We start from the raw sequence: 19,662 nt of genomic DNA, 5'->3' as shown, positions 1-19,662 counted from the left end.
CTTGTTGCCTTCATTCCGTGGACTGCCATGCTGCCTCACCACTCCCGCCCCGCGCGCACCCGCCGCGCGCGCGTCCTCCCTGCCCCGCTGTCGCACACCACCCTCGGCGAGGCCGTCGGCCGTCACCCGCGCCAGCAGTTGCGCTGGCTCGGGCTGCTGGCGCTACCGCTGCTGCTGCCGCTGACCGTGCCCGGCATGGCCACCAGCGTCGGTGTGCTGTGCCTGCTGCTGGCCGGCGGCCTGCTGCTGGCACGGCCGGTGACGCTGCCGCCGTGGCTGGCACGGCGACGCCTGCCGCCGGCGCTGGGCGAACGCCTGCAAAGGCTGCTGGCACAATTCAACCAGCGCCTGCTGACGCGCAGCCGGCCGCGACTGTTGCGGCTCAGCTCGCCGCACTACCGCTACCTCAATGGCGGCATGCTGGCGCTGGCCGGGCTATCGATGATGGTGCCGGTGCCGGTGATCTCCTTCGACAATATGGTGCCCGCCGCCGCGGTGGTGCTGCTGGCGTGGGGGCTGCGGCTGCGCGACGGCGCGCTGCTGCTGGCCGGCTACGTCGTCACCGTGCTGGCCTGGGCCTATGTCGCGCTGCTGTGGTGGGCCGGCGCCGAGATCCTGGCCTGGGGCTACCGCCTGCTGCGCGGCGGCTGGACCGGTTAAGCGCCACGCCCCCGCTCCTGCGTGGCGCCACCTTGTCATTCGCCTGGCCTTACGCCTACCTCTGTCGGCGTCGGCGCCCTGGTGTGGGGACACGGCGAGGTGTGGTGAGCAGCGCCAGGCCGCCACTTGCGCGTATCATCGGGGGCTTGAGCGGGCCACGCCCGTATTGGCACAGGATTCCCCCATGAGCAGTCTCATCCTCTACGGCAACCGTCTGTCCGGCCACAGCTACAAGATCAGGCTGGCGCTGGTGCTGGGCAAGGTCGCGCATGAATACCGCAACGTCGCGTTGTCCACCCCGCGCGCCGAGCGTCCGGCCGACTTCCGCGCCGCCAGCCGCTGGGACGAGGTGCCCGCGCTGGTGGTCGACGGCGTGGCGATGGTGCAGTCCAACGCCATCCTGCAGTGGCTGGCGGAGAGCAAAGGCGTGCTGGCCGGCCAGCCCGGCGAGCGCCAGGCGCTGCGCGAATGGCTGAGCTGGGAGAGCAACCGCATCGGGCTGTCGCTGCCCAATCTGCGCTACGCGCGCCGCTTCGAGCCGCAGCCGGCAGCAGTCGAAGCCTGGCTGGAACAACGCTGCCGCGCCGACCTCGACGTGCTGGACGCGCAGCTGGCGACGCAGGACTACCTGCTCGCCGGCGGCCTGTCGCTCGCCGACCTGTCGGCCAGCGCCTACCTGTGGTGGGCCGCCGACGCCGGCATCGACCTGCAAGCCTGGCCGCAGGTCGGCGCCTGGCTGGCGCGCATCGCCGCCCGGCCAGGCTGGCAGCATCCGGACGCGCTGATGGCGCCGGAGAGTGGGCACTGACATGAGCGCGCCGCAGCGCATCTGGCTGGCCCGCGCCGCGCCGACCAAACCGGCGCTCGGCGCCGCCTGCAACGGCTGCGGCGTGTGCTGCGCCGCCGCACCCTGCCCGCTGTCAAAGCTGCTGCTGCGCCACCGTGCCGGCGCCTGCCCGGCGCTGCAGTGGCAGGCCGCGGCCGCACGCTACCACTGCGGCCTGCTCACCGCCCCCACCCACTACCTGCGCTGGCTGCCCGCCGTCGCCGTGCCGCTGTTCGCGCCGCTGGCGCGACGCTATCTGGCGATCGGCACCGGCTGCGACTCCGACTCCAGTGCCGAACCGGAAACCACCCCATGACCGATCTGCTTGCGCCACTGGCCGCCATTGTCGGCGCCGCCAACCTGCTGACCACGCCGCACGACATCGCGCCCTTCATTACCGACTACCGCGGCCGCTACCACGGCTCGCCGCTGGCGGTGGCGCTGCCGGCCAGCAGCGACGAAGTGGCAGCGCTGGTGCGCTTCTGCGCCGCCCACCGCATCGCCATCGTGCCGCAGGGCGGCAACACCTCCACCTGCGGCGCGGCGACGCCGGACGGCAGCGGCCGGCAGCTAGTCATCGCGCTGCGACGGCTGAACCGCATCCGCGCCGTCGATGCGGCCAACCAGACCATCACCGTCGAGGCCGGCTGCACGCTGGCGGCGGTACAGGCGGCGGCGGCCAGCGCCGGGCTGCTGTTCCCGCTATCGCTGGCCAGCGAGGGCAGCTGCCAGATCGGCGGCAACCTGTCCACCAACGCCGGCGGCCTCGCCGTGCTGCGCTTCGGCACCATGCGCGAGCTGACGCTGGGGCTGGAGGTGATACTGCCGGACGGGCAGCTGCTGGACGCGCTGACCGCGCTGCGCAAGGACACCAGCGGCCTGGACGTGAAGCAGCTGTTCATCGGCGCCGAGGGCCAGCTCGGACTGATCACCGCCGCCACGCTGAAGCTGTTCCCGCAGCCCACCGCGCACGCCACCGCGCTGCTCGGCGTCGCCAGCGCTGACGAGGCCATCGCCACCCTCAACGCGCTGCAGGCGGCGTTCGGCGACCGGCTGACCAGCTTCGAGATGATGTCCGAGGTGTGCCAGCAGCTGGTCGATAAGTACCAGCCGGGCGCGCTGCCGTTCCGGGCGCCGTGGGCGCTGCTGGTCGAGCTGTCCGACAGCGGCGACAACACCAGCCTGCAGGAGCGGCTGCTGCAGTGGCTGGCCGCGCGCGGCCTAGGCGACGGCGTGCTGGCGCAGAACGACAGCGAACGCGCGCGGCTGTGGCAGCTGCGCGAACAGATGTCGGAGCTGCAAAAGCGCGACGGCCCCAGCATCAAGCACGACATCGGCGTGCCGACCTCGGCGATCCCGGCCTTTCTCGACGCCTGCGGCGCGGCGCTGCAAGCCGCCTTCCCCGGCGTGCGCATCGTCGCCTTCGGCCACGCCGGCGACGGCAACCTGCACTACAACATCAGCCACACCCGCCCCGGCAATGCCGAACTGTTTGCCGACGAGGACGCGGTCAACGCCATCGTCTACGAACAGGTTCACCGCCTGCGCGGCACACTGGCGGCCGAACACGGCGTCGGCCAGCTCAAGGGCCACTGGCTGCAGCGCTACAAGGACCCGGCGGCGCTGGCGGTGATGCGCGCGGTGAAACAGGCGCTCGACCCGCAGCGCATCATGAACCCGGGCAAGTGGCTGTAAACACGGTCACGCCCCCAAAACAATGCGGCCAACCTTATCTCAAGGTTGGCCGCAAGCACATCGACCATGCATTTGTATTTCTATAAAAAACAATGGCATGGAAATACAAAACAGCCATAATCCGGCAACAAAAGCCCTCAAGAACAAGCGCGCCACGCCGATAAGGGATCATCCCTTGCCACCAGCATCGCTCTGCGAGATCGCGCTTCGTGCAAATCAATACCAATACGCTGGCCATGCATGCGCAGCGACAACTAGAGAAGTCGAGCAACAGCCTGACGCGGACCCTGGCGCGGCTGTCTTCCGGCCTGCGCATCAACAGCGCGATGGACGACGCCGCCGGCCAGGCCAGCGCCAGCCGCATGGATGCAAAAATCCGCGGCGAACGCCAGGGGCTGCGCAATGTCACCGACAACGCCTCGATGCTGCAGGTCACCGAAGGCGCGCTGGCCAAGGTCAGCGACATGCTGCAACGCATGCGCGAGCTGTCGGTGCAGGCCGCCAACGGCACGCTGAGCAGCCCCGACCGGCAGGCACTGCAGGCGGAAGCCAACCAGCTGCTGCAGGGCATCGACCAGATCGGACGCGAGACCGAATTCAACGGCCAGCAGGTGTTTTCACAAGCCACCACCAGCCTTGGCGGCGATGCCGACAAGCGCGCGGTGATGGACGGCCTGCAGCTGGGCTGGCTGGAGGCGTCGGAACGCCGCATCAAGCAGTTCTACGGTATCCAGGGCGACGGCGCCACCATGACGGTGAATCTGGATCCGGGCACGCCGGGCGGCACGCTGGCCTCGGTCAGCTACACCGGCACCGACGGCGGCGGCAGGATGCTGGGCGTCGCGCTCAATGTCGAGATGGCCGACTTCACGCCGGCCAACCTGCCCAACGGCGGTAGCGCCCCGTTCTACAACGATCGCGTGATCGCCCACGAGATGGTGCACGCGGTGATGGGACGCAGCATGAACATCGCGACGCTGCCGACCTGGTTCATGGAAGGCACCGCCGAATTCATCCACGGCGCCGACGAGCGCCTGGCCGGCGACGTGGCGGCGGCCGGCAGTGCCGCCGCTCTGGTCGGCGGCAATAACCTCGGCGGCGCGTGGGCCAGCGACTCGGCGCACTATTCGGCCGCCTACGCCGCCACCCGCTACCTGCACCAGCAGGTGAAACAGGCCGGCGGCAGCGGCATCAAGGACGTGATGCAGGCGCTGAATGGCGGCGCCACGCTCGACGCCGCGATCAACAGCGCCACCAAGGGCAACCTGGCCAGCAGCGCCGCCTTCATCGCCTCGTGGAACACCAACGGCGCCGCCTTTATCGGCAGCATGGACCTGAGCAATGCCGACACCGGCGCCGTCGGCGGTGCCGATGCCGACGGCGGCACGGTGCTGAACGCGGAAACGGCGCTGGACGACAATAACGCCTCACTGTCCGGCGAGAACGTGCTGCAGGGCTTCAAGCTGGATTTCCCCGACATTGCCGGCGCCACCGGGCAGAACTTCTTTACCGTGCAAAGTGGCAGCAATGCCGGCGACACGCTGCAAGGCTCGGTCGGCGCGGTGAACGTGGCCTCGCTCGGGCTGCAGGATCTCGATCTCGACAAGCTGGCCAAGTTCGCCATCTTCCACCTCGACCAGGCACTGGACTACGTCTCGCAGGAGCGGGCCAAGATTGGCGGCATGATGTCGCGGCTGGACAGTGCCAGCCAGAACCTGCAGAGCTCGACCGAGAACGCCAGCGCCGCACGCTCGCGCATCATGGACGCCGACTACGCGCAGGAAACCGCCAACCAGACGCGGCAAAGCGTGCTGCAACAGGCCGGCACCGCGATGCTGGCGCAGGCCAACAGCCAGAGCCAGAACGTGCTGCGGCTGCTGCAAGTCTAAGCGCCGCCTTCACTACGCCTGCGTTGCGCCTGTCGTCTGCGGCGGCGCGCCACGGCTCAGGGCGCTGCGGGCGTTATTGCCAGCGCACGCACGGCAGGCCGCGCCACCGGCGCACGAATGAGCGGCAACACCCACAAAACAATGCGGCCAACCTTGTCTCAAGGTTGGCCGCATTGGCGTATTCGGTGCAGGTGCCGCGGCCGGCCGGTCACGGCGAGCAGGCAAAAAAAATCCCCTGAGGGTTTCCACAGGGGCCAACACGAGGAAGAAACACCACACCGGCACGGGGCCGACGGATGCTTCGAGGGGCTAACACCACAAAAACCTTTCGGCTTGAGTGCAGCGCACAATTTAAGGCAATTGCTCTAATTTGTCCACTGCTTTATCAGGGGCTTAGCCGCGGTTCACGATCCCGCGCGCCCAAGTCAGGCAAGGCGGACGTGGCCCAAAAAGCACTGTTGATGCTGATATCGATACCCAAGTTTTGGCCAATGCCGATACAGGATCACCCACTGATATCAGGTCGCAGCAGATCGTGCACAGGTTCTTGGCGACGAACACACCGTTACCGGCGCCCGCCGCGGCGGGCGGATCGGCGCCTCAATCGCGGACCGGACGCTTGGCCAGCATGCGCTGCACGCTGCGACGGTGCATGTTCAGCGCGCGGGCGGTGGCGGAGACATTGCCGTCGTGTTCGGCCAGCACCCGCTGCAGGTGCTCCCAGCTGACGCGCTTCAGCGACATCGGCGCGACGGGCAGCGCGCGCTCCGGGTCCGCCCCCGGCGCACCGAGCGCGGCGAGGATTTCGTCGACGCCGGCCGGCTTGGCCAGGTAGTTGACCGCGCCCAGCTTCACCGCCTCCACCGCGGTGGCGATGCTGGCGTAGCCGGTCAGCACCAGCAGCCGCGCCTGCGGCGCCACGGCCAGCAGTTGCGGCAGCAGGCGCAGGCCGCTGTCGCCGTCAAGATTGAGGTCGAGGATGATCGCCTGCGGCGCACTGGTCACCGCCTGCAACGCGGCGGCCGCGTCGGGCGCATGGCGCACCACATGGCCGCGGCGCTGCAGACTGCGCGCCAGCATCGCGGCGAACACCGCGTCGTCTTCCACCAGCAAGATGTCCATCATGCGTCGCCCTCCAGCGGCAGCCGCAGCGTGGCGCACACGCCACCGGCGGCATCGTTTTCCAGCCGCAATTCGCCGCCCAGATGCGACAGCGTCACGTGCGACAGCATCACGCCAAGGCCGAGGCCGGCCGGCTTGTCGCTGTCCAGCGGTGCCAGCCCGGCGCGCGCCAGCTGTGCGGCGCTGAGGCGGCCGCGCCGGTTGCGGATGCGCAGTTGCAGCTGCCCGTCGGCGATGGCGGCGTCGAGCTCCACCTCACCGCCGCCGGCATCCGCCGCATTGTTGAGCAGGTTGCACAGCGCAGGCCAGAAGCGCGGGTCCGGCGCCATCAGCGGCCCGCCGTGCAGCAGGCCGTCGCGCTGCAGCCGCACCCCCGGCCGCGTCGCCTGCCAGCCCTGCAGCTGCTGTGCCAGCGCGTCGCCGATCGGCTGCGGCGGCGGCCGGCTTTCGGCGCCGGCCTTCAGCTGCACCAGCGCCTGGCGACACAGCGCCAGCTGCTGCCGCATCAGCTGCAGGTCGGGCTGCAGCGCGGCATCGGCGGCGTGGCTGGCGCACAGCTCGTCGCACAGCAGGGTCAGCGTGTTGAGCGGCGTCGACAGGCTGTGCGCGGTGCCGGCCGCCTGCACCCCCAGCGCCACCAGCTGCTCGTCGCGCAGCTGCGCCTCGCGCGCCTGCGCCAGTGCCGCCTCGCGCTGCGCCAGCTGCCGCGCCAGCGACGACACGAAGGTGGTCAGCAACAACACCGACACCGCAAAAGTCAGCCACATGCCGACCAGATGCAGGCGGAAGGCGTAGGCGGCATCGTCACCGGCCAGTGGCCACGGCAGGTGCCAGCCAAACAGCAGCGCGTAGCCGCCCAGGCTCAGCAGCGCCAGCAACCACGCCTGGCGCGGCGGCAACAGTAAGGCCGCCAGCAGCACCGGCGGCAGATACAGCGAGGCCAGCGGGTTGGCGGCGCCGCCGCTGAAGGCCAGCACCTCGGAGAGCACCAGCACGTCGCCGAACAGGCCCAGCGCCAGCTGCGAGCGTGGCGGCAGCGGCCAGTGCCGCAGCGCGAAGTTGAGCACGGCCAGCGTCGCCAGCGCCTGAGCCAGCAGCAGCCACGGCAGCTGCAAGGCCAGCAACGCGGCCAGCGCCAGCGCCAGCAGCGCCGCGCCCAGCATCAGCCAGCGCAGGCTCCGCACCGCCTGCGCCACCTGGCCGAGGTTGGCCGCAAACAGCGCCGGAAAAGTGGAAGTCATCATGGCGGCTACTTTAGCATCGCCGTCGCCGCGCGCGGCAGGCTGCGACGATTTGTCGCAGCGGCCGGTCGCGCCTTTTGCCGGGCACAGGCTTGACAGCGCCAAAGCGGGCGGCTAATATGCGCCGCTCTTGTCGGGGGGATTCCCGAGCGGTCAAAGGGATCAGACTGTAAATCTGACGGCTCAGCCTTCGAAGGTTCGAATCCTTCTCCCCCCACCACAAGACTCATCAAAGCCCTGCGCACCGCGTCAGGGCTTTTTTGTTTGCCCGCGCCGCCAGCCCGCGGCCGCAAAAAAAAAGCCGCCCGCTGCTGCGGACGGCCACTTCCAGTTCGCCGGCGGAGACGCCTCCCCGCCAATCCCGACTATAGCCAATGACCGGCGGCGGCGGAATGCGGCATCTTGTCGCAGCCTGCCAGTCCAACCGCGCCGTCGTACTCAGCCCAGCCGCGCCAGCACCGCATCGCAAAACGCCGCCGTACTCGCGTCCCCGCCGAGATCGGGCGTGGCGATGCCGTCGGCCAGCGTGCGCCGCACCGCCAGCTCCAGGCTTGCGGCCAACGTTGGCTGCGCCCAGCAGTGGCGCAGCAGCAGCGCCAGCGACAGCAGCGCCGCCACCGGGTTGGCAATGCCGCGCCCGGCGATGTCCGGCGCCGAGCCGTGCACCGGCTCGGCAATCGCCGCCTGCGCGCCCAGGTTCAGCGACGCCGCCACCCCCAGCCCGCCGCCGAACGCCGCCGCCAGATCGGACAGGATGTCACCATAGAGATTGGGCGCCAGCAGCACGTCGAAGCCTTGCGGCGCCTGCGCCAGCTTCAGTGCGGCGGTGTCGACCAGCAGCTCGTCCACCGCGATCTGCGGATAGGCGGCGGCCACTTCGCGTGCCGCGTCGCGGAACAGGCCGTCGGTGAGCGGCATGATGTTGGCCTTGTGCACGATGGTGACGCGCCGGCGGCCGCCGTCCTGCGCTAGGCGGAACGCGGTCTCGGCGACGCGGCGCGAGGCGGCACGGGTGATGCGCTTGATGGCGGTGGCGGTGTCGCCGTCGGACTGCTCCTCGCCGACGTAGAGGTCTTCGGTGTTCTCGCGCACGATCAGCAGGTCGATGCCCTCGGCCGCACCGCTGCCGGGCAGGCTCAGGGTTGGCCGCACATTGGCGTGGCAGCCCAGCTCGCGCCGCAGCTGCACGATGGGCGAGCGGTAGCCGGCCACCGGATACGCCGGCGAGCTGACCGCGCCGAACAGCACCGCGCCGCAATCGCGCGCCGCGGCCAGCGTCGCCGCCGGCAACGCCGTGCCCTGCTGCCGGAAGGTGTCCCAGCCGGCGTCGGCGGTCACGATCTGCAAAGCCGGCAGCAGCCGGTGCAATACCCGTACCGCCTGCGGCACCACTTCGCGGCCGATGCCATCGCCGCTGATCACGCATAGTTTCATCTTCTGCTCCCGCTCGGTGTCGCCTGCTTGTTGTTGCATGGCAACATATCGCGCCGCCCGGCACAGGGCAAGTGGCGCCGCCAGCAGCGCCGGCAAGCCCGCCACGGCGGGCTATTCGAGAACGGCTATCATTCTATCCCCTGATATAAATCAAAAAAGCAATAAAGACAGAACCTTTACATCCAAGCAGTTATTTGGAAGTCGGGTTAGAATACGCGCTTGTTGAATTTGCCCGTTTGATAAAGACGACACTCATGGCTACTCTTTCCTCCGAAACCGTCCTGTCCGTCCATCACTGGAACGACACCCTGTTCAGCTTCACTTGCACCCGCGATCCGGGTCTGCGTTTCATCAACGGCCAGTTCGTGATGATCGGTCTGGAAGTGAACGGCAAACCGCTGATCCGTGCCTACTCGGTGGCCAGCGCCAACTGGGAAGAGCATCTTGAGTTCTACTCGATCAAGGTGCCGAACGGTCCGCTGACCTCGCGTCTGCAGAACATCCAGCCGGGCGACAAGGTGGTGATCTCCGGCAAGCCGACCGGCACCCTGGTGCAGGACAACCTGCTGCCGGACGCCAAGAACCTGTACCTGCTGTCCACCGGCACCGGCCTCGCCCCGTTCATGTCCATCATCAAGGACCCGGACGTGTACGACCGCTACGAAAAAATCGTGCTGATCCACGGCGTACGCTGGGTCAGCGAGCTGGGCTACCAGGACTACATCACCAAGGAACTGGCCGAGCACGAGTTCCTGGGCGAGATGATCCGCGAAAAGCTGATCTACTACCCGACCGTGACGCGCGAGCCGTTCCGCAACCAGGGCCGCCTGACCGACCTGATCCTCAACGGCAAGCTGGCCAGCGACATCGGCCTGCCGCAGCTGAACCCGCAGACCGACCGCGCGCTGCTGTGCGGCAGTCCGGCGATGCTGGAAGACACCTGCAAGCTGCTGGACAGCCTCGGCTTTGTCGAGTCGCCACGCATGGGCGAGCCAGGCCACTACGCCATCGAACGCGCCTTCGTCGAAAAGTAATACCGGCCCTGCCGCTTGCGGCCAGCCTGTCACACCCCGCCGCGTGCGGGGTGTTTTGCTATTGGCGCCCGCTGCCGCGCAGGTGAACGTGCCGGGCATGGCATGGCATGGCCTGCGACCGTGACGTTTAGCGACCGCAATGGCGCCAACTGTGGATAACTTGCAGAATCAGCCCGTCACTGTGGATAAACCGGTGTGCGCCACACCCCCGCCACTCGACAACCGGATGGGCACAGGGAAACGGGGAAACAGGGAAACGGGGAAACAGGGAAACGGGGAAACGGGGAAACGGGGAAACGGGGAAACGGGGAAACGGGGAAACGGGGAAACGGCGGCAGGCTAGCGCAACCGTGCGGCCAACCCTGGATTGTTTTAACAGCGGGGGGAACGCCGACAGCGCGGGGCGATGGCCAGCGCCGGCATACGACAAGGCGGCGCGGAAATGACAACGGCCCGCCAGATAGTTCTGGCGGGCCACAAATACGCAAAAGCCAGTTATCACGAGGATAACTGGCTTTCATGTTGGTCGGAGTACAAGGATTCGAACCTTGGACCTCCTGCTCCCAAAGCAGGCGCACTACCGGGCTGTGCTACACTCCGTCACTTCCGAAGAAGTGGAGCAAATTATAAGTAACACTCCCCGTCCTGTCAAGCCATTCCTCAAGAAAAAATGTAGCCGCGCCGTTCAGCGCCGCGAGCGCTCACGCGCGCGCAACAGGAAACGGTCCAGTACCGGGGTGCAGTCGAGCAGGTGCGCGGCGCCGGGCGGGTGGAATTCCGGGTGCCACTGCAGGCCGCAGACGAAGTTGTCGTCGTCCAGCCGCACCGCCTCGATCAGGCCGTCGTCGCTGGCGCGTGCCTCCACCAGCAGGCCGCGCCCCAGCGCGCGGATCGCCTGGTGGTGGATGGAGATCACCTGCTTGCCGCCCTGCCCGCCGAGCAGACCGGCCAGCAGCGAATCCGGCGTCAGCACGATGTCGTGGGCGTGGCTGTCGTAGTCGCGGTGCAGGTGATGCGACACGCCCAGCTGGCTGGGGATGTCCTGGTACAGCGTGCCGCCGAGCGCGACGTTGATCAGCTGCGCGCCGCGGCAGATGCCCAGTACCGGCTTGCCGGCCTCGACGAACTCGTGGAACAGCTCCATCTCGTAGGCGTCGCGCACCGCGTCGCCGTGCCAGTCCTGGTGCAGCGGCTCCTCGCCGTAGCTGCGCGGGCTGAGATCGGCGCCGCCCTGCAGCACCAGGCCGTCCAGGTAGCGCGCGTAATCGGCCAGCCGGATGCTGCTGCGGTTGATCATGCCGTCGCCGAGCACGGTGGGAATCATCAGCACCATCACGTCGCGCGACATCACCCAGTGCGCCACCGATTGCTCAAGGTATTGCAGGGTTTTCGACTGCAGCCCGTCGGCGCCGGGCTGCGGGTGATAGATACGGGCGGAGAGTCCGATTTTCAGTGGTGTCGTCATGCGGCCAACCTTTCACGCTCAGGAGCTGGCGGCCAGTCCGTCAGCCTGTCACAGACAGACGCCGCCGGCAGGCGATTGGTTCACCCGTTCATGGCTGCGGCCACAGCCGCTCGGCGAGGCCGGATTGCCGCGGCGGCGCGTTGAGCACGCCGGCCTCCAGCACCGCCGGGTTGCCGGCCAGCACGAACATATCGCGGGCGCGGGTAATCGCGGTATACACCAGCGCACGGGTCAGCACCGCGCTTGGCGCCGCCGGCAGCGCCAGCCACACGCTGGCGAACTCCGAGCCCTGCGACTTGTGCACCGTCATCGCATACACGGTGTCGTGTTCCGGCAGCCGCGCCGGCGCCACCTCGCGCCAGCCACCATCGGTGGTGGGAAACACCACCCGCAGCCGCCCTTCCCGCATCACGGTGAGGCCGATGTCGCCGTTGAACAGGCCGATGCCGTAGTCGTTGCGCGTCACCATCACCGGCCGACCGGCGTACCAGTCGCTGCCGGCGGCCTTGCGGCCCAGCTTTTCCAGCTCGGCCTCGATCTGCGCGTTGATGGCCGCCACGGTATGCCGCTCCGCCGCCAGCAGCATGAAGCGGTGGAAGGCGGCAAACAGCGGCGCCCAGTCCGCAGCGTCGACGTCGACATCCAGCTGTGCCAGCGCCTGCCAGTAGTCGGCGCGCTGCGCCAGCAGGCCGGCGGCGTCGGGCAGCGCCGGCTGCTGACGGATGTCGGCCAGCGCCTGCTGCGCCAGCAAGGCGTGCACCTCGTCCAGCGCCGCGGCATTGACCGCGCGCGCCAGGCGGCCGATGCCAGAGTCGGCGCCGAAGCGGTGGCTCTTCTGCAGCACCACCACGCTGTCGGCGAGGATGGCGCTGTCGTCGATCACGCCAGGCAGGGCAACACCGGCGGCGGCCAGACGTTGCGCCGTGTCGCTGCGCCACGCCTGCCGGCTGCAGATGTCGCCCAGCACCGCGCCGGCTTCCACCGACGCCAGCTGGTCGCGGTCGCCGAGCAGGATCAGCCGCGCGTGCGACGGCAGCGCCGCCACCGTCTGCGCCATCAGGCTCAAGTCCACCATCGACGCCTCGTCCACCACCAGTACGTCCAGCGGCAAGGGGTTGGCCGCATGCTGGCGCGGTCGCGCGGTGCCGGGGATCAGCCCGATCAGGCGGTGCAGCGTCTGCGCCTTGTCCGGCAGCTGCGCGCGCACCGCGTCGGCCACCGGCAGCGCATCGCGCGCGGCGCGCACCGATTCGGTCAGCCGCGCCGCCGCCTTGCCGGTCGGCGCCGCCATCGCCATCACCAGCGGCCGTGGCGACAACGCCGCCAGCGCCGCCAGCAGCCGCACCACGGTGGTGGTCTTGCCGGTGCCGGGGCCGCCGGAGATCACCATGAAGCGGCGCTCGGTGGCCAGCCGCGCGGCCAACCTTTGCCAGTCGCCGGCATCAGCCGGCCCGAACAGCGCGTCCAGCACGGCTTCGACCTCACCGCCGAACGGCTGCGGGTCGCGCGCCAGCCGCGTCAGCGCCGCCACCAGCTGGGTCTCGTCCTGCCAGTGGCGCGCCAGGTACAGCCGCCCGCCCTCGTCCAGCACCAGCGGCGTGTACTCGCCGGCGCGGCCGGCCAGCGGGCTGCGCCGCAGCCGCGCGTAGTCGTCGCCGGACAGGCCGCCGAGGCAGACGTGGCCGCCGGCCACCGCCGCCAGCAGCCGTTGCAGCAACGGTTGCAGCGCCGGGCCGTGCTCGGGGTCCAGCCGCGCGAACAGGCGGGCAAGCTGGTCGGGAAGAAAGCTGTCGCTGACAGTGGCAGTCATGGGCAAACCTGGCAAAAGACGTTAGAACGTGTTCACGATCTCGCGCGCTCACGCGAGGCTAAGGCGCAAACGGCTGAGCAAGCGGCGTTTATCCGGAGATAAACCCGCAGGCCACAGCCGTTTTCAAGGTGGTGTCACCCCATTGCTATACAGCAGATCGTGAACGGGGTTTTACCCGCCGCAGCGGGCAAGCGGAATCGGCATCACGATACCGCACACCGCGCTCAGGCGCCCAGCTTCGCCTCCAGCGCCTCGCAGATGGTGGTCAGGATCTTGATGCGCGCGTAGTACTTGTTGTTGGCCGCCACCAGCGTCCACGGCACCGCGCTGGTGCTGGTGCGGTCGATCATGTCGCACACCGCCACCTTGTAGTCGTCCCACTTGTCGCGGTTGCGCCAGTCTTCCTCGGTGATCTTGAAGCGCTTGAAGCCGGTTTCCTCGCGCGACTTGAAGCGCGCCAGCTGCTCGTCGGCGCTGATCGCCAGCCAGAACTTGAGCACGATGGCGTTGTTGTCGCGCAGCTGGTGCTCGAAGTCGTTGATCTCGTAGTAGCCGCGCATCCAGTCGGCGGTTTCGGCGAAGCCCTCCACCCGCTCCACCAGCACGCGGCCGTACCAGGTGCGGTCGAAGATGGTGACCTTGCCCTTGCCCGGCACGTGGCGCCAGAAGCGCCACAGCCACGGCTGCGCGCGTTCCTCCTCGGTCGGCGCCGCCACCGGCACGATGCGGTAGCGCCGCGCGTCCAGCGCCTGGGTGATGCGGCGGATGGCGCCGCCCTTGCCGGCGGCGTCGTTGCCCTCGAAGGCCAGCACCAGCGAGTGCTCGGCGAACTTCGGATGCCGCGTCAGCCCGTTCAGCCGCCCCTGCAGCGCCTCCAGCTGCCGCTGGTAGTCGCCCTTGGACAGCGCCTGATCCAGCTGCAGCGATTCCAGCAGCAGCTTGTTGTCCGCCGGCGGCGTGATCGCCGCCACATCGGAGCGCGCCTGCCACACGTGATCCAGCGCCAGCCGCTGCTGCAGCGCCTGCAACAGCGCGCGGCCGACGGTCAGGCTGCGGTAGTTGGCATCCTCGCCGTCCACCACCAGCCACGGCGCGTAGGCGGTGTTGGTCAGCCGCATCATGTGCTCGGCATTGTTCTTGATGCGGCCGTACTGACCGTGGTGCTTCCAGTCGGCCTCGGTCACCCGCCACGCGGTGGCCGGGTCTTTTTCCAGCAGCTTCAGCCGCTTCTTCTGCTTGTCCTCGGCCAGGTGCAGCCAGAACTTCAGCACCAGCACGCCGTCGTTGGCCAGCATGCGCTCGAAGCGCAGGATGTCGAACAGCTGCTTGTCGAAGGCGTCGCGGTTGGTCTTGCCGTCGACGCGGTCGAACAGCGCATCGGAGTAGTAGGAGCCGAAGAACATGCCGATGCGGCCCTTGGCCGGCAGCTCGCGCCAGTAGCGCCACATCCACGGCCGCTCGCGCGCGTCGTCGTTCGGCTTGTCGAAGGCGGCGGTGTGGATCAGGCGCGGATCCAGCCACTCGTTGATCTGGCTCAGCGTCTCGCCACGGCCGGCACCGTCCATGCCGTGGATCAGCAACAGCAGCGGGAATTCGCCACGCTGCTTCAGCTCGTACTGCACTTCCAGCAACGCCTCGCGCAGCGCGGCCTCCTCGGCCTTGTAAGTGCTCTTGTCGATGACGTGGCCGATCTCGGCGGATTCAAACATGGGGCGATCCTTTGCAAGGTTGGCCGCAAGCGGCGCAGGTGGCGATGCTCAATGACATGATTGTAGCGGGAATGTCAGCGGCACCGGGGCGGCCATTGCAACACGGATCCGCCACCGCCATCGCGACCAGGATCAAGCCTTGCGCACGTCATGCGGTGGCCGTGGCGATGGATGGCAAACGTTGGCCGCAACGCGGTGACGGCTTGCGGCCAACCTTGGTGATGCAACGGTGTGTCGCCCGGCCAGCCGGGTGACACACCCTACATCAATAAGCACACCCCACAAAAACCAGAACCGAAGCGACGCGCCCCAATCCCGTTGGCGCAAGCCGTGCACACTGTCGCCAGCCCGGAAACAAGCCGCCCTCTTTTGAGCGCAGCGTATGGGCGGCGCCGGGATGGCGGCGGTTTGCACGGGAATGCTTGCGCCTTCGGGAGAGCGGGGATCGGAAAGGGGGATGCGGTATCCCCTTTCCCGCCCATTCCTTCGCGACGCTGCGCTTGCCTCGCTCAGTCAGCGCGGTGAAGCGGCAGATAAAAATCATCCGCGCAGCGGATACCGCAGACAAAAACAAGCTTGCCCGCAAACCCGTCACGGCTTGCGGCCAACCTTTGCCATGCAATCGCGGTAAACGTTGGGCTTCGCAAGCTCAGCGCCAAGCTACCTGCCCTGCTTCCTGCGCAACCGGTGCGACGCCCGGCCAGCCGGGTGCCCCCCCCTAGGCCGGCACCGTCGCCCGGAACACCCCATCCAGCGCGTCCAGCAGCGCCTCCGACGGCGCATCGCGCCACACGCCGTAGCCCGCGCCGCTGATGCCGCGCAGGTACAGGTAACGCACGCCGCCCAGGCGCAGCTGTGGCGCGCGCTGTGCCAGATAGCGGCGCAGCGCCACGCAGTAAATCAGGTATTGCAGGTAGTAGTGCTCGCGCGCCACCGACGCCGCCAGCGCGTCGTCGTCGTAGCAGGCAAAGCCGTCGCCGAGGTGGTTGGACTTGTAGTCCACCAGCCACAGCGCATCGCCGTGGATGAAGGCCAGATCGATGAAGCCTTTCAGATAGCCCTGCACGCGGTCAAAGGTCAGCGTGGCCGCCGCCTCGCGCAGCGGCGCGGCGAGGCCCATCGCCGGGTTGGTGAGGATGCGCTGCAGCCGCGACAGACTGAGTCCGTCAGCCGGCAGCGTGAACTCCATCTCCACCAGCCGCCGCGCGTTCGGCACCGCGGCCAGGCGCACGCCGGGCGCGATGTCGCAGTGGAGGGTGTCGTGCAGCATCGCCAGCGCCGCGTCCTGCCACAGCGCGTCGAAGCCGTGCTTGTGCAGCGCCTCCTGCACCACCTGCGGCCAGGCTTCCGGCCGGGTGAAATCGGCGCGCTCGAACATCTCGTGCAGGCAGGTACCGGCGCGGGCGCCGCGCGGAAAGCTGAAGCGGTCGGCCGCCACCGCCGCGTCCGGCTGCTGCAGCGGGCCGTGATCGTGATCCGGCGCCTCGCTGCGCGGGCTGGCGCCGCCGTGCAGGTGCCGCGTCAGGCCGGTAAAGCTGCTGACCCGCCACGGCGTGTACAGCGAACGGTTGACGCCGGCCAGCTGCGGCACGAAATCCGGCGCCGCTTCCGGCGGCAGCGCGTTGAGCGCGACATCCACTTCGCGGCAGCGCACCGCGTCCGGCAGCCGCGCCGCCAGATCGGCCACGTCGTCCGCCACCTGCGTCGCCAGCAGCTCGCCGGCCTCCAGCTGCGCGAGGTTGGCCGCGGCGCGGCCGTGCAGCAGCCACGACAGCGCGGCGGTGTGCATCTTCTGCACATGGCCCCACACCACGTACTGGCGGTGCTCGGCACGGGTCAGCGCCACGTACAGCAGGCGCAGCTTCTCCGCCAGGATCTCGCTGCGCGCCGCATCGCGTGCGCCGGCGCTGACCAGATCGTCCGGCGCCAGCCACGATTCGTCGCCATCGCGGTAACGCCAGAAGGTGGTGTCGCGCCGCTCCAGCGCGCCGTCCCACAAGAAGGGGCAGAACACCAGCGGATACTGCAGCCCCTTCGAGGTATGGATGGTGACGATCTTGACCAGCTCGGCGTCGCTTTCCAGCCGCAGCAGCGCCTCTTCCGCCGCCGGCGGGCTGGCCACCTGCGCCTCGAACCACGCCAGCAGCGGCGCGATGCCGGCCATGTGCTCGCTCTGCTGCTGGATCAGCTCGGCCAGATGGCCGAGGTTGGTCAGGCGCCGCTCGCCGTCCGGCTGCGGCAACAGCCGCACCGCCACCGCCTGCCGCGCAAAGAATGCCCGCCACGCGGCCATGAAGCCGCGCTGCTGCCACGCCTTGTGATCGTCAAGGTTGGCCGCCAGCTGCGCTTCCCACGCCGTTTCGTCTTCCAGCAAGGCCAGCAGCCGCGCGGCATCGAAGCCGGACAGCTCGGTGGCGCACAGCGCCTTCAGCCGCCCTTCCGACGCCGGCTCCGCCCACGCGCGCAGCAGCGCCAGCAGCTCGCCCGCCTCGCGGCTGGCGAACACGCTTTCCTGCGTCAGCGCCACCGACGGCACACCGCGCGCCGCCAGCGCCTCGCGCACCGCGTCGCCCTGGCGGTGGGAGGCCACCAGCACCGCGATGTCGCCACCGGCCAGCGGCCGCACGCTGTCGCCGCGCCGCAGCCGTGCCTGATTGGCCCGCGCCAGCGCCAGCAGGCGGGCGATCTCGTGCGCGCAGGCGTCGGCGGCGTACGGTGTGGCCTCGGTCTTCGACACGCCCTTGGCGCTGTCGCTGGCCGGGAAGGTCAGCAGGTTGAAGGCGGCGTCGCCGTCGTCGACCTCCAGCACGCTGCCGCCGGCCGGCGCCGCGTCCACCGCCGGGTAGTCGATGCCGTCCAGCAAAAACGGCTGCGGCCGGTCAAACAGCGCGTTCACCGCCGCCACCAGCGGCGCTTGCGAGCGGCGGTTGGTCAGCAGCGTGTACTGGCGCTGCGCCGGCGCGTCGTTGCGCGCGGCCAGATAGGCAAAGATGTCGGCGCCGCGAAAGCTGTAGATCGCCTGTTTCGGATCGCCGACCATGAACACCGGCCGCTGCTGCTGCACGAAGGCGTGGCGGAAAATGCGGTATTGCAGCGGATCGGTATCCTGGAATTCGTCGATCAGCGCCACCGAAAAGTCCGCGGCGATGCGTGCGGCCAACCTTGGCCCGTGCTCGGCATCCTCCAGCGCGGCGGCCAGATCGGTGAGCAGGTCGTCGAAACCGCGGCTGCGCGTGGCACGGCGCTGCGCCACCGCGTGCCGGTTGATCCAGGCGATCAGCTGCAGCTTCAGCCCGGCCAGCTGCTGCGCGAGCGCCCCGCTGTAGTCTGCCCACGCCGCCAGCCACGTTTCCACCAGGCCGAACAGCGCATGCTCGGGCGGCGTGGCCCCCTTGTTGCAGCCCTTGGCCAGCGCCGCCGGCGTCAGCCGCTGCAGGTCTTTTTCCTGCGCCGACGACAGCTGCGGCAGGCTGGCATCCGCCGCCAGCAATTGCAGCAGCCGGACATAACGCTGGCGCTGCTCCGGCTTGTAGCTGGTACGGCTCAGCCCTTCGGCCGCCAGCAGGCAGGCACAGCCCTCCTCGATGGTGGCGGTAGCGGCCTGCAGCGGCTGCCACGCCGCCGCCACCGCCGCACGCGCGTCCAGCAGCGCGGCGCTGTCGATGTCGGGGTGGCGCAGATAGGGCTTGGACAGGAAGGGGCGGATCTCGGCCAGCCAGCCTTCCGGCGTGTCGCCGTTTTCGGCCAGCACCTGCGACAGCGCCGGCAGCGCCACGATGTGCTGGCGCCAGAAATCGTCGGCCAGTTGCTGCAATTCGGCCAGGTTGTCGCTGGCCAGCTCGGCGGCAAAGGTCTGGCCGCTGTCAAACGCCGCATCGGTCAGCACGCGCTGGCAGAAGCCGTGAATGGTGTAGATCGCCGCCGCATCGAAACCGTTGATCGCGGTACGCAACCGCTCGCGCGCCATCGCGCCGTCCTGCGCCGCCAGCCGCGCCGCCAGTGCCGTCAGGAACGCATCCCCTGCCGCCTCGCCGTCCATCACCCGCGCCAGTTCGGCCAGCCGCCGGCGCAGGCGGTCGCGCAGCTCGGCGGTGGCGGCCTTGGTGTAGGTGACCACCAGCAGCTTGTCCAGCGTCGGCGGCGGATTGCCGTCGGCGTCGTGTTCCAGCAACAGGCGGGTATACAGCGCGGCGATGGTCCAGGTCTTGCCGGTCCCGGCCGAGGCTTCGATCAGGTTGGTGCCGGTGAGCGGGCAGTTCAGGGGGTCGAGGGGGTGCATGTCTGTTATCTACCGGTTTGGTATCCGCTGCGCGGTTGTTTTTTAACGCAGTACGTCGTGCTTGTAGGTTGGCGCTGAGCTTGCAAAGCCCAACGTTTACCGCGAATCAATGATCAAGGTTGGCCGCAGGCCATGACAGGTTTTGCGGCCAACCTTGTTCTGTCTGGCGTATCCGCTGCGCGGATGATTTTATCTGCCGCTTTCCGCGCGGCGGCGGGGTACTTTCTTTTGCTTCGCCAAAAGAAAGTACCCAAAGAAAAGGCGACCCGACGGTGCAAGAATTCCCGTAAAAACCGCCGCCATCCCGGCGCCGCCCATCCGCTGCGCTCAAAAGGGGGCGGCTTGTTTCCGGGATGGCGCCATTTTTCACGGCTTGCATCAACGGGATCGGGTGCGTCGGGCTGGTCCTAGCTAGCGATGAAAATGGCTTGCGGCCAACCTTTGTTCTTTTTGCTTTCGTATCTGTTAGTGGGTTTCGTGGGCATGAGCTGTTTCCCC

The 19,662-nt window shown here is 68.6% G+C and carries 13 protein-coding genes and 2 tRNA genes; 7 read left to right on the top strand and 8 right to left on the bottom strand.

Annotated elements, in window-relative coordinates:
• Window positions 1-27: 27 nt before the first annotated feature.
• From NOM55_RS04155 to NOM55_RS04135, 5 genes are all read left to right on the top strand, one after another.
• Window positions 28-660 carry an exopolysaccharide biosynthesis protein gene (locus NOM55_RS04155; protein ID WP_255907631.1) on the top strand — a complete coding sequence of 211 codons (633 nt, stop codon included), beginning with the start codon at window positions 28-30 and terminating at the stop codon, window positions 658-660.
• A 184-nt stretch (window positions 661-844) separates the two neighbouring features.
• Window positions 845-1,468 (top strand): glutathione S-transferase family protein, encoded by a 624-nt coding sequence (locus NOM55_RS04150; protein ID WP_255907630.1) that lies wholly within the window; start codon window positions 845-847, stop codon window positions 1,466-1,468.
• 1 nt (window position 1,469) lies between these two features.
• Window positions 1,470-1,802, top strand: coding sequence for a hypothetical protein (locus NOM55_RS04145; RefSeq protein ID WP_255907629.1), 333 nt, complete (start codon window positions 1,470-1,472; stop codon window positions 1,800-1,802).
• Window positions 1,799-3,181, top strand: a complete 1,383-nt coding sequence (locus NOM55_RS04140) for an FAD-binding oxidoreductase (protein WP_255907627.1) — start codon at window positions 1,799-1,801, stop codon at window positions 3,179-3,181. Before NOM55_RS04145 ends, NOM55_RS04140 begins: the two co-directional genes overlap by 4 nt.
• A 209-nt stretch (window positions 3,182-3,390) precedes the next feature.
• A complete protein-coding gene (locus NOM55_RS04135; RefSeq protein ID WP_255907626.1) occupies window positions 3,391-5,070 on the top strand; it encodes a flagellinolysin in 1,680 nt (559 codons plus the stop codon).
• Window positions 5,071-5,670: 600 nt separating this feature from the next.
• On the opposite strand, the gene NOM55_RS04130 is transcribed toward NOM55_RS04135, so the two are convergent.
• Complete coding sequence (locus NOM55_RS04130) at window positions 5,671-6,195, bottom strand: response regulator transcription factor (RefSeq protein WP_255907625.1); 525 nt, start codon at window positions 6,193-6,195, stop codon at window positions 5,671-5,673.
• Window positions 6,192-7,436, bottom strand: coding sequence for an ATP-binding protein (locus NOM55_RS04125; RefSeq protein WP_255907624.1), 1,245 nt, complete (start codon window positions 7,434-7,436; stop codon window positions 6,192-6,194). Before NOM55_RS04125 ends, NOM55_RS04130 begins: the two co-directional genes overlap by 4 nt.
• Window positions 7,437-7,568: 132 nt before the next feature.
• Here NOM55_RS04125 and NOM55_RS04120 point away from each other — a divergent pair.
• Window positions 7,569-7,653: transfer RNA gene (locus NOM55_RS04120), tRNA-Tyr, on the top strand.
• Window positions 7,654-7,871: 218 nt separating this feature from the next.
• Here the strand turns inward: NOM55_RS04120 and NOM55_RS04115 are convergent.
• Entirely contained in the window at window positions 7,872-8,906 is a 1,035-nt protein-coding gene (locus NOM55_RS04115; RefSeq protein WP_255907623.1) for an isocitrate/isopropylmalate dehydrogenase family protein, read from the bottom strand.
• Between the two features lie 215 nt (window positions 8,907-9,121).
• Between NOM55_RS04115 and NOM55_RS04110 the strand changes: the two genes are divergently transcribed.
• Window positions 9,122-9,901, top strand: a complete 780-nt coding sequence (locus NOM55_RS04110) for a ferredoxin--NADP reductase (RefSeq protein WP_047968497.1) — start codon at window positions 9,122-9,124, stop codon at window positions 9,899-9,901.
• Window positions 9,902-10,424: 523 nt separating this feature from the next.
• Here the strand turns inward: NOM55_RS04110 and NOM55_RS04105 are convergent.
• The 5 genes from NOM55_RS04105 to recB all read right to left on the bottom strand — a co-directional run bounded on the left by NOM55_RS04105 (window position 10,425) and on the right by recB (window position 19,164).
• A tRNA-Pro gene (locus tag NOM55_RS04105) sits at window positions 10,425-10,501 on the bottom strand.
• A gap of 85 nt (window positions 10,502-10,586) precedes the next feature.
• Window positions 10,587-11,366 carry a gamma-glutamyl-gamma-aminobutyrate hydrolase family protein gene (locus tag NOM55_RS04100; RefSeq protein ID WP_255907622.1) on the bottom strand — a complete coding sequence of 260 codons (780 nt, stop codon included), beginning with the start codon at window positions 11,364-11,366 and terminating at the stop codon, window positions 10,587-10,589.
• 88 nt (window positions 11,367-11,454) lie between these two features.
• A complete protein-coding gene (recD, locus tag NOM55_RS04095) occupies window positions 11,455-13,176 on the bottom strand; it encodes an exodeoxyribonuclease V subunit alpha (RefSeq protein ID WP_255907621.1) in 1,722 nt (573 codons plus the stop codon).
• A 224-nt stretch (window positions 13,177-13,400) separates the two neighbouring features.
• Window positions 13,401-14,885, bottom strand: coding sequence for a polyphosphate:AMP phosphotransferase (gene pap, locus NOM55_RS04090; protein ID WP_255907620.1), 1,485 nt, complete (start codon window positions 14,883-14,885; stop codon window positions 13,401-13,403).
• Window positions 14,886-15,603: 718 nt separating this feature from the next.
• Window positions 15,604-19,164 (bottom strand): exodeoxyribonuclease V subunit beta, encoded by a 3,561-nt coding sequence (recB, locus tag NOM55_RS04085; RefSeq protein ID WP_255907619.1) that lies wholly within the window; start codon window positions 19,162-19,164, stop codon window positions 15,604-15,606.
• Window positions 19,165-19,662: the final 498 nt, after the last annotated feature.

The organism is Vogesella sp. AC12, assembly GCF_024437575.1.
GTDB lineage: Bacteria > Pseudomonadota > Gammaproteobacteria > Burkholderiales > Chromobacteriaceae > Vogesella > Vogesella indigofera.
Note: the sequence above shows the minus strand (reverse complement) of the source record. Positions and strands in the feature narration are given on the sequence as shown.

Coding starts and splice junctions, on each gene's coding strand:
- NOM55_RS04155 (WP_255907631.1), top strand. CDS start 28: ATGCTGCCTCACCACTCCCGCCCCGCGCGCACCCGCCGCGCGCGCGTC.
- NOM55_RS04150 (WP_255907630.1), top strand. CDS start 845: ATGAGCAGTCTCATCCTCTACGGCAACCGTCTGTCCGGCCACAGCTAC.
- NOM55_RS04145 (WP_255907629.1), top strand. CDS start 1,470: ATGAGCGCGCCGCAGCGCATCTGGCTGGCCCGCGCCGCGCCGACCAAA.
- NOM55_RS04140 (WP_255907627.1), top strand. CDS start 1,799: ATGACCGATCTGCTTGCGCCACTGGCCGCCATTGTCGGCGCCGCCAAC.
- NOM55_RS04130 (WP_255907625.1), bottom strand. CDS start 6,195: ATGATGGACATCTTGCTGGTGGAAGACGACGCGGTGTTCGCCGCGATG.
- NOM55_RS04125 (WP_255907624.1), bottom strand. CDS start 7,436: ATGATGACTTCCACTTTTCCGGCGCTGTTTGCGGCCAACCTCGGCCAG.
- NOM55_RS04115 (WP_255907623.1), bottom strand. CDS start 8,906: ATGCAACAACAAGCAGGCGACACCGAGCGGGAGCAGAAGATGAAACTA.
- NOM55_RS04110 (WP_047968497.1), top strand. CDS start 9,122: ATGGCTACTCTTTCCTCCGAAACCGTCCTGTCCGTCCATCACTGGAAC.
- NOM55_RS04100 (WP_255907622.1), bottom strand. CDS start 11,366: ATGACGACACCACTGAAAATCGGACTCTCCGCCCGTATCTATCACCCG.
- recD (WP_255907621.1), bottom strand. CDS start 13,176: ATGACTGCCACTGTCAGCGACAGCTTTCTTCCCGACCAGCTTGCCCGC.
- pap (WP_255907620.1), bottom strand. CDS start 14,885: ATGTTTGAATCCGCCGAGATCGGCCACGTCATCGACAAGAGCACTTAC.
- recB (WP_255907619.1), bottom strand. CDS start 19,164: ATGCACCCCCTCGACCCCCTGAACTGCCCGCTCACCGGCACCAACCTG.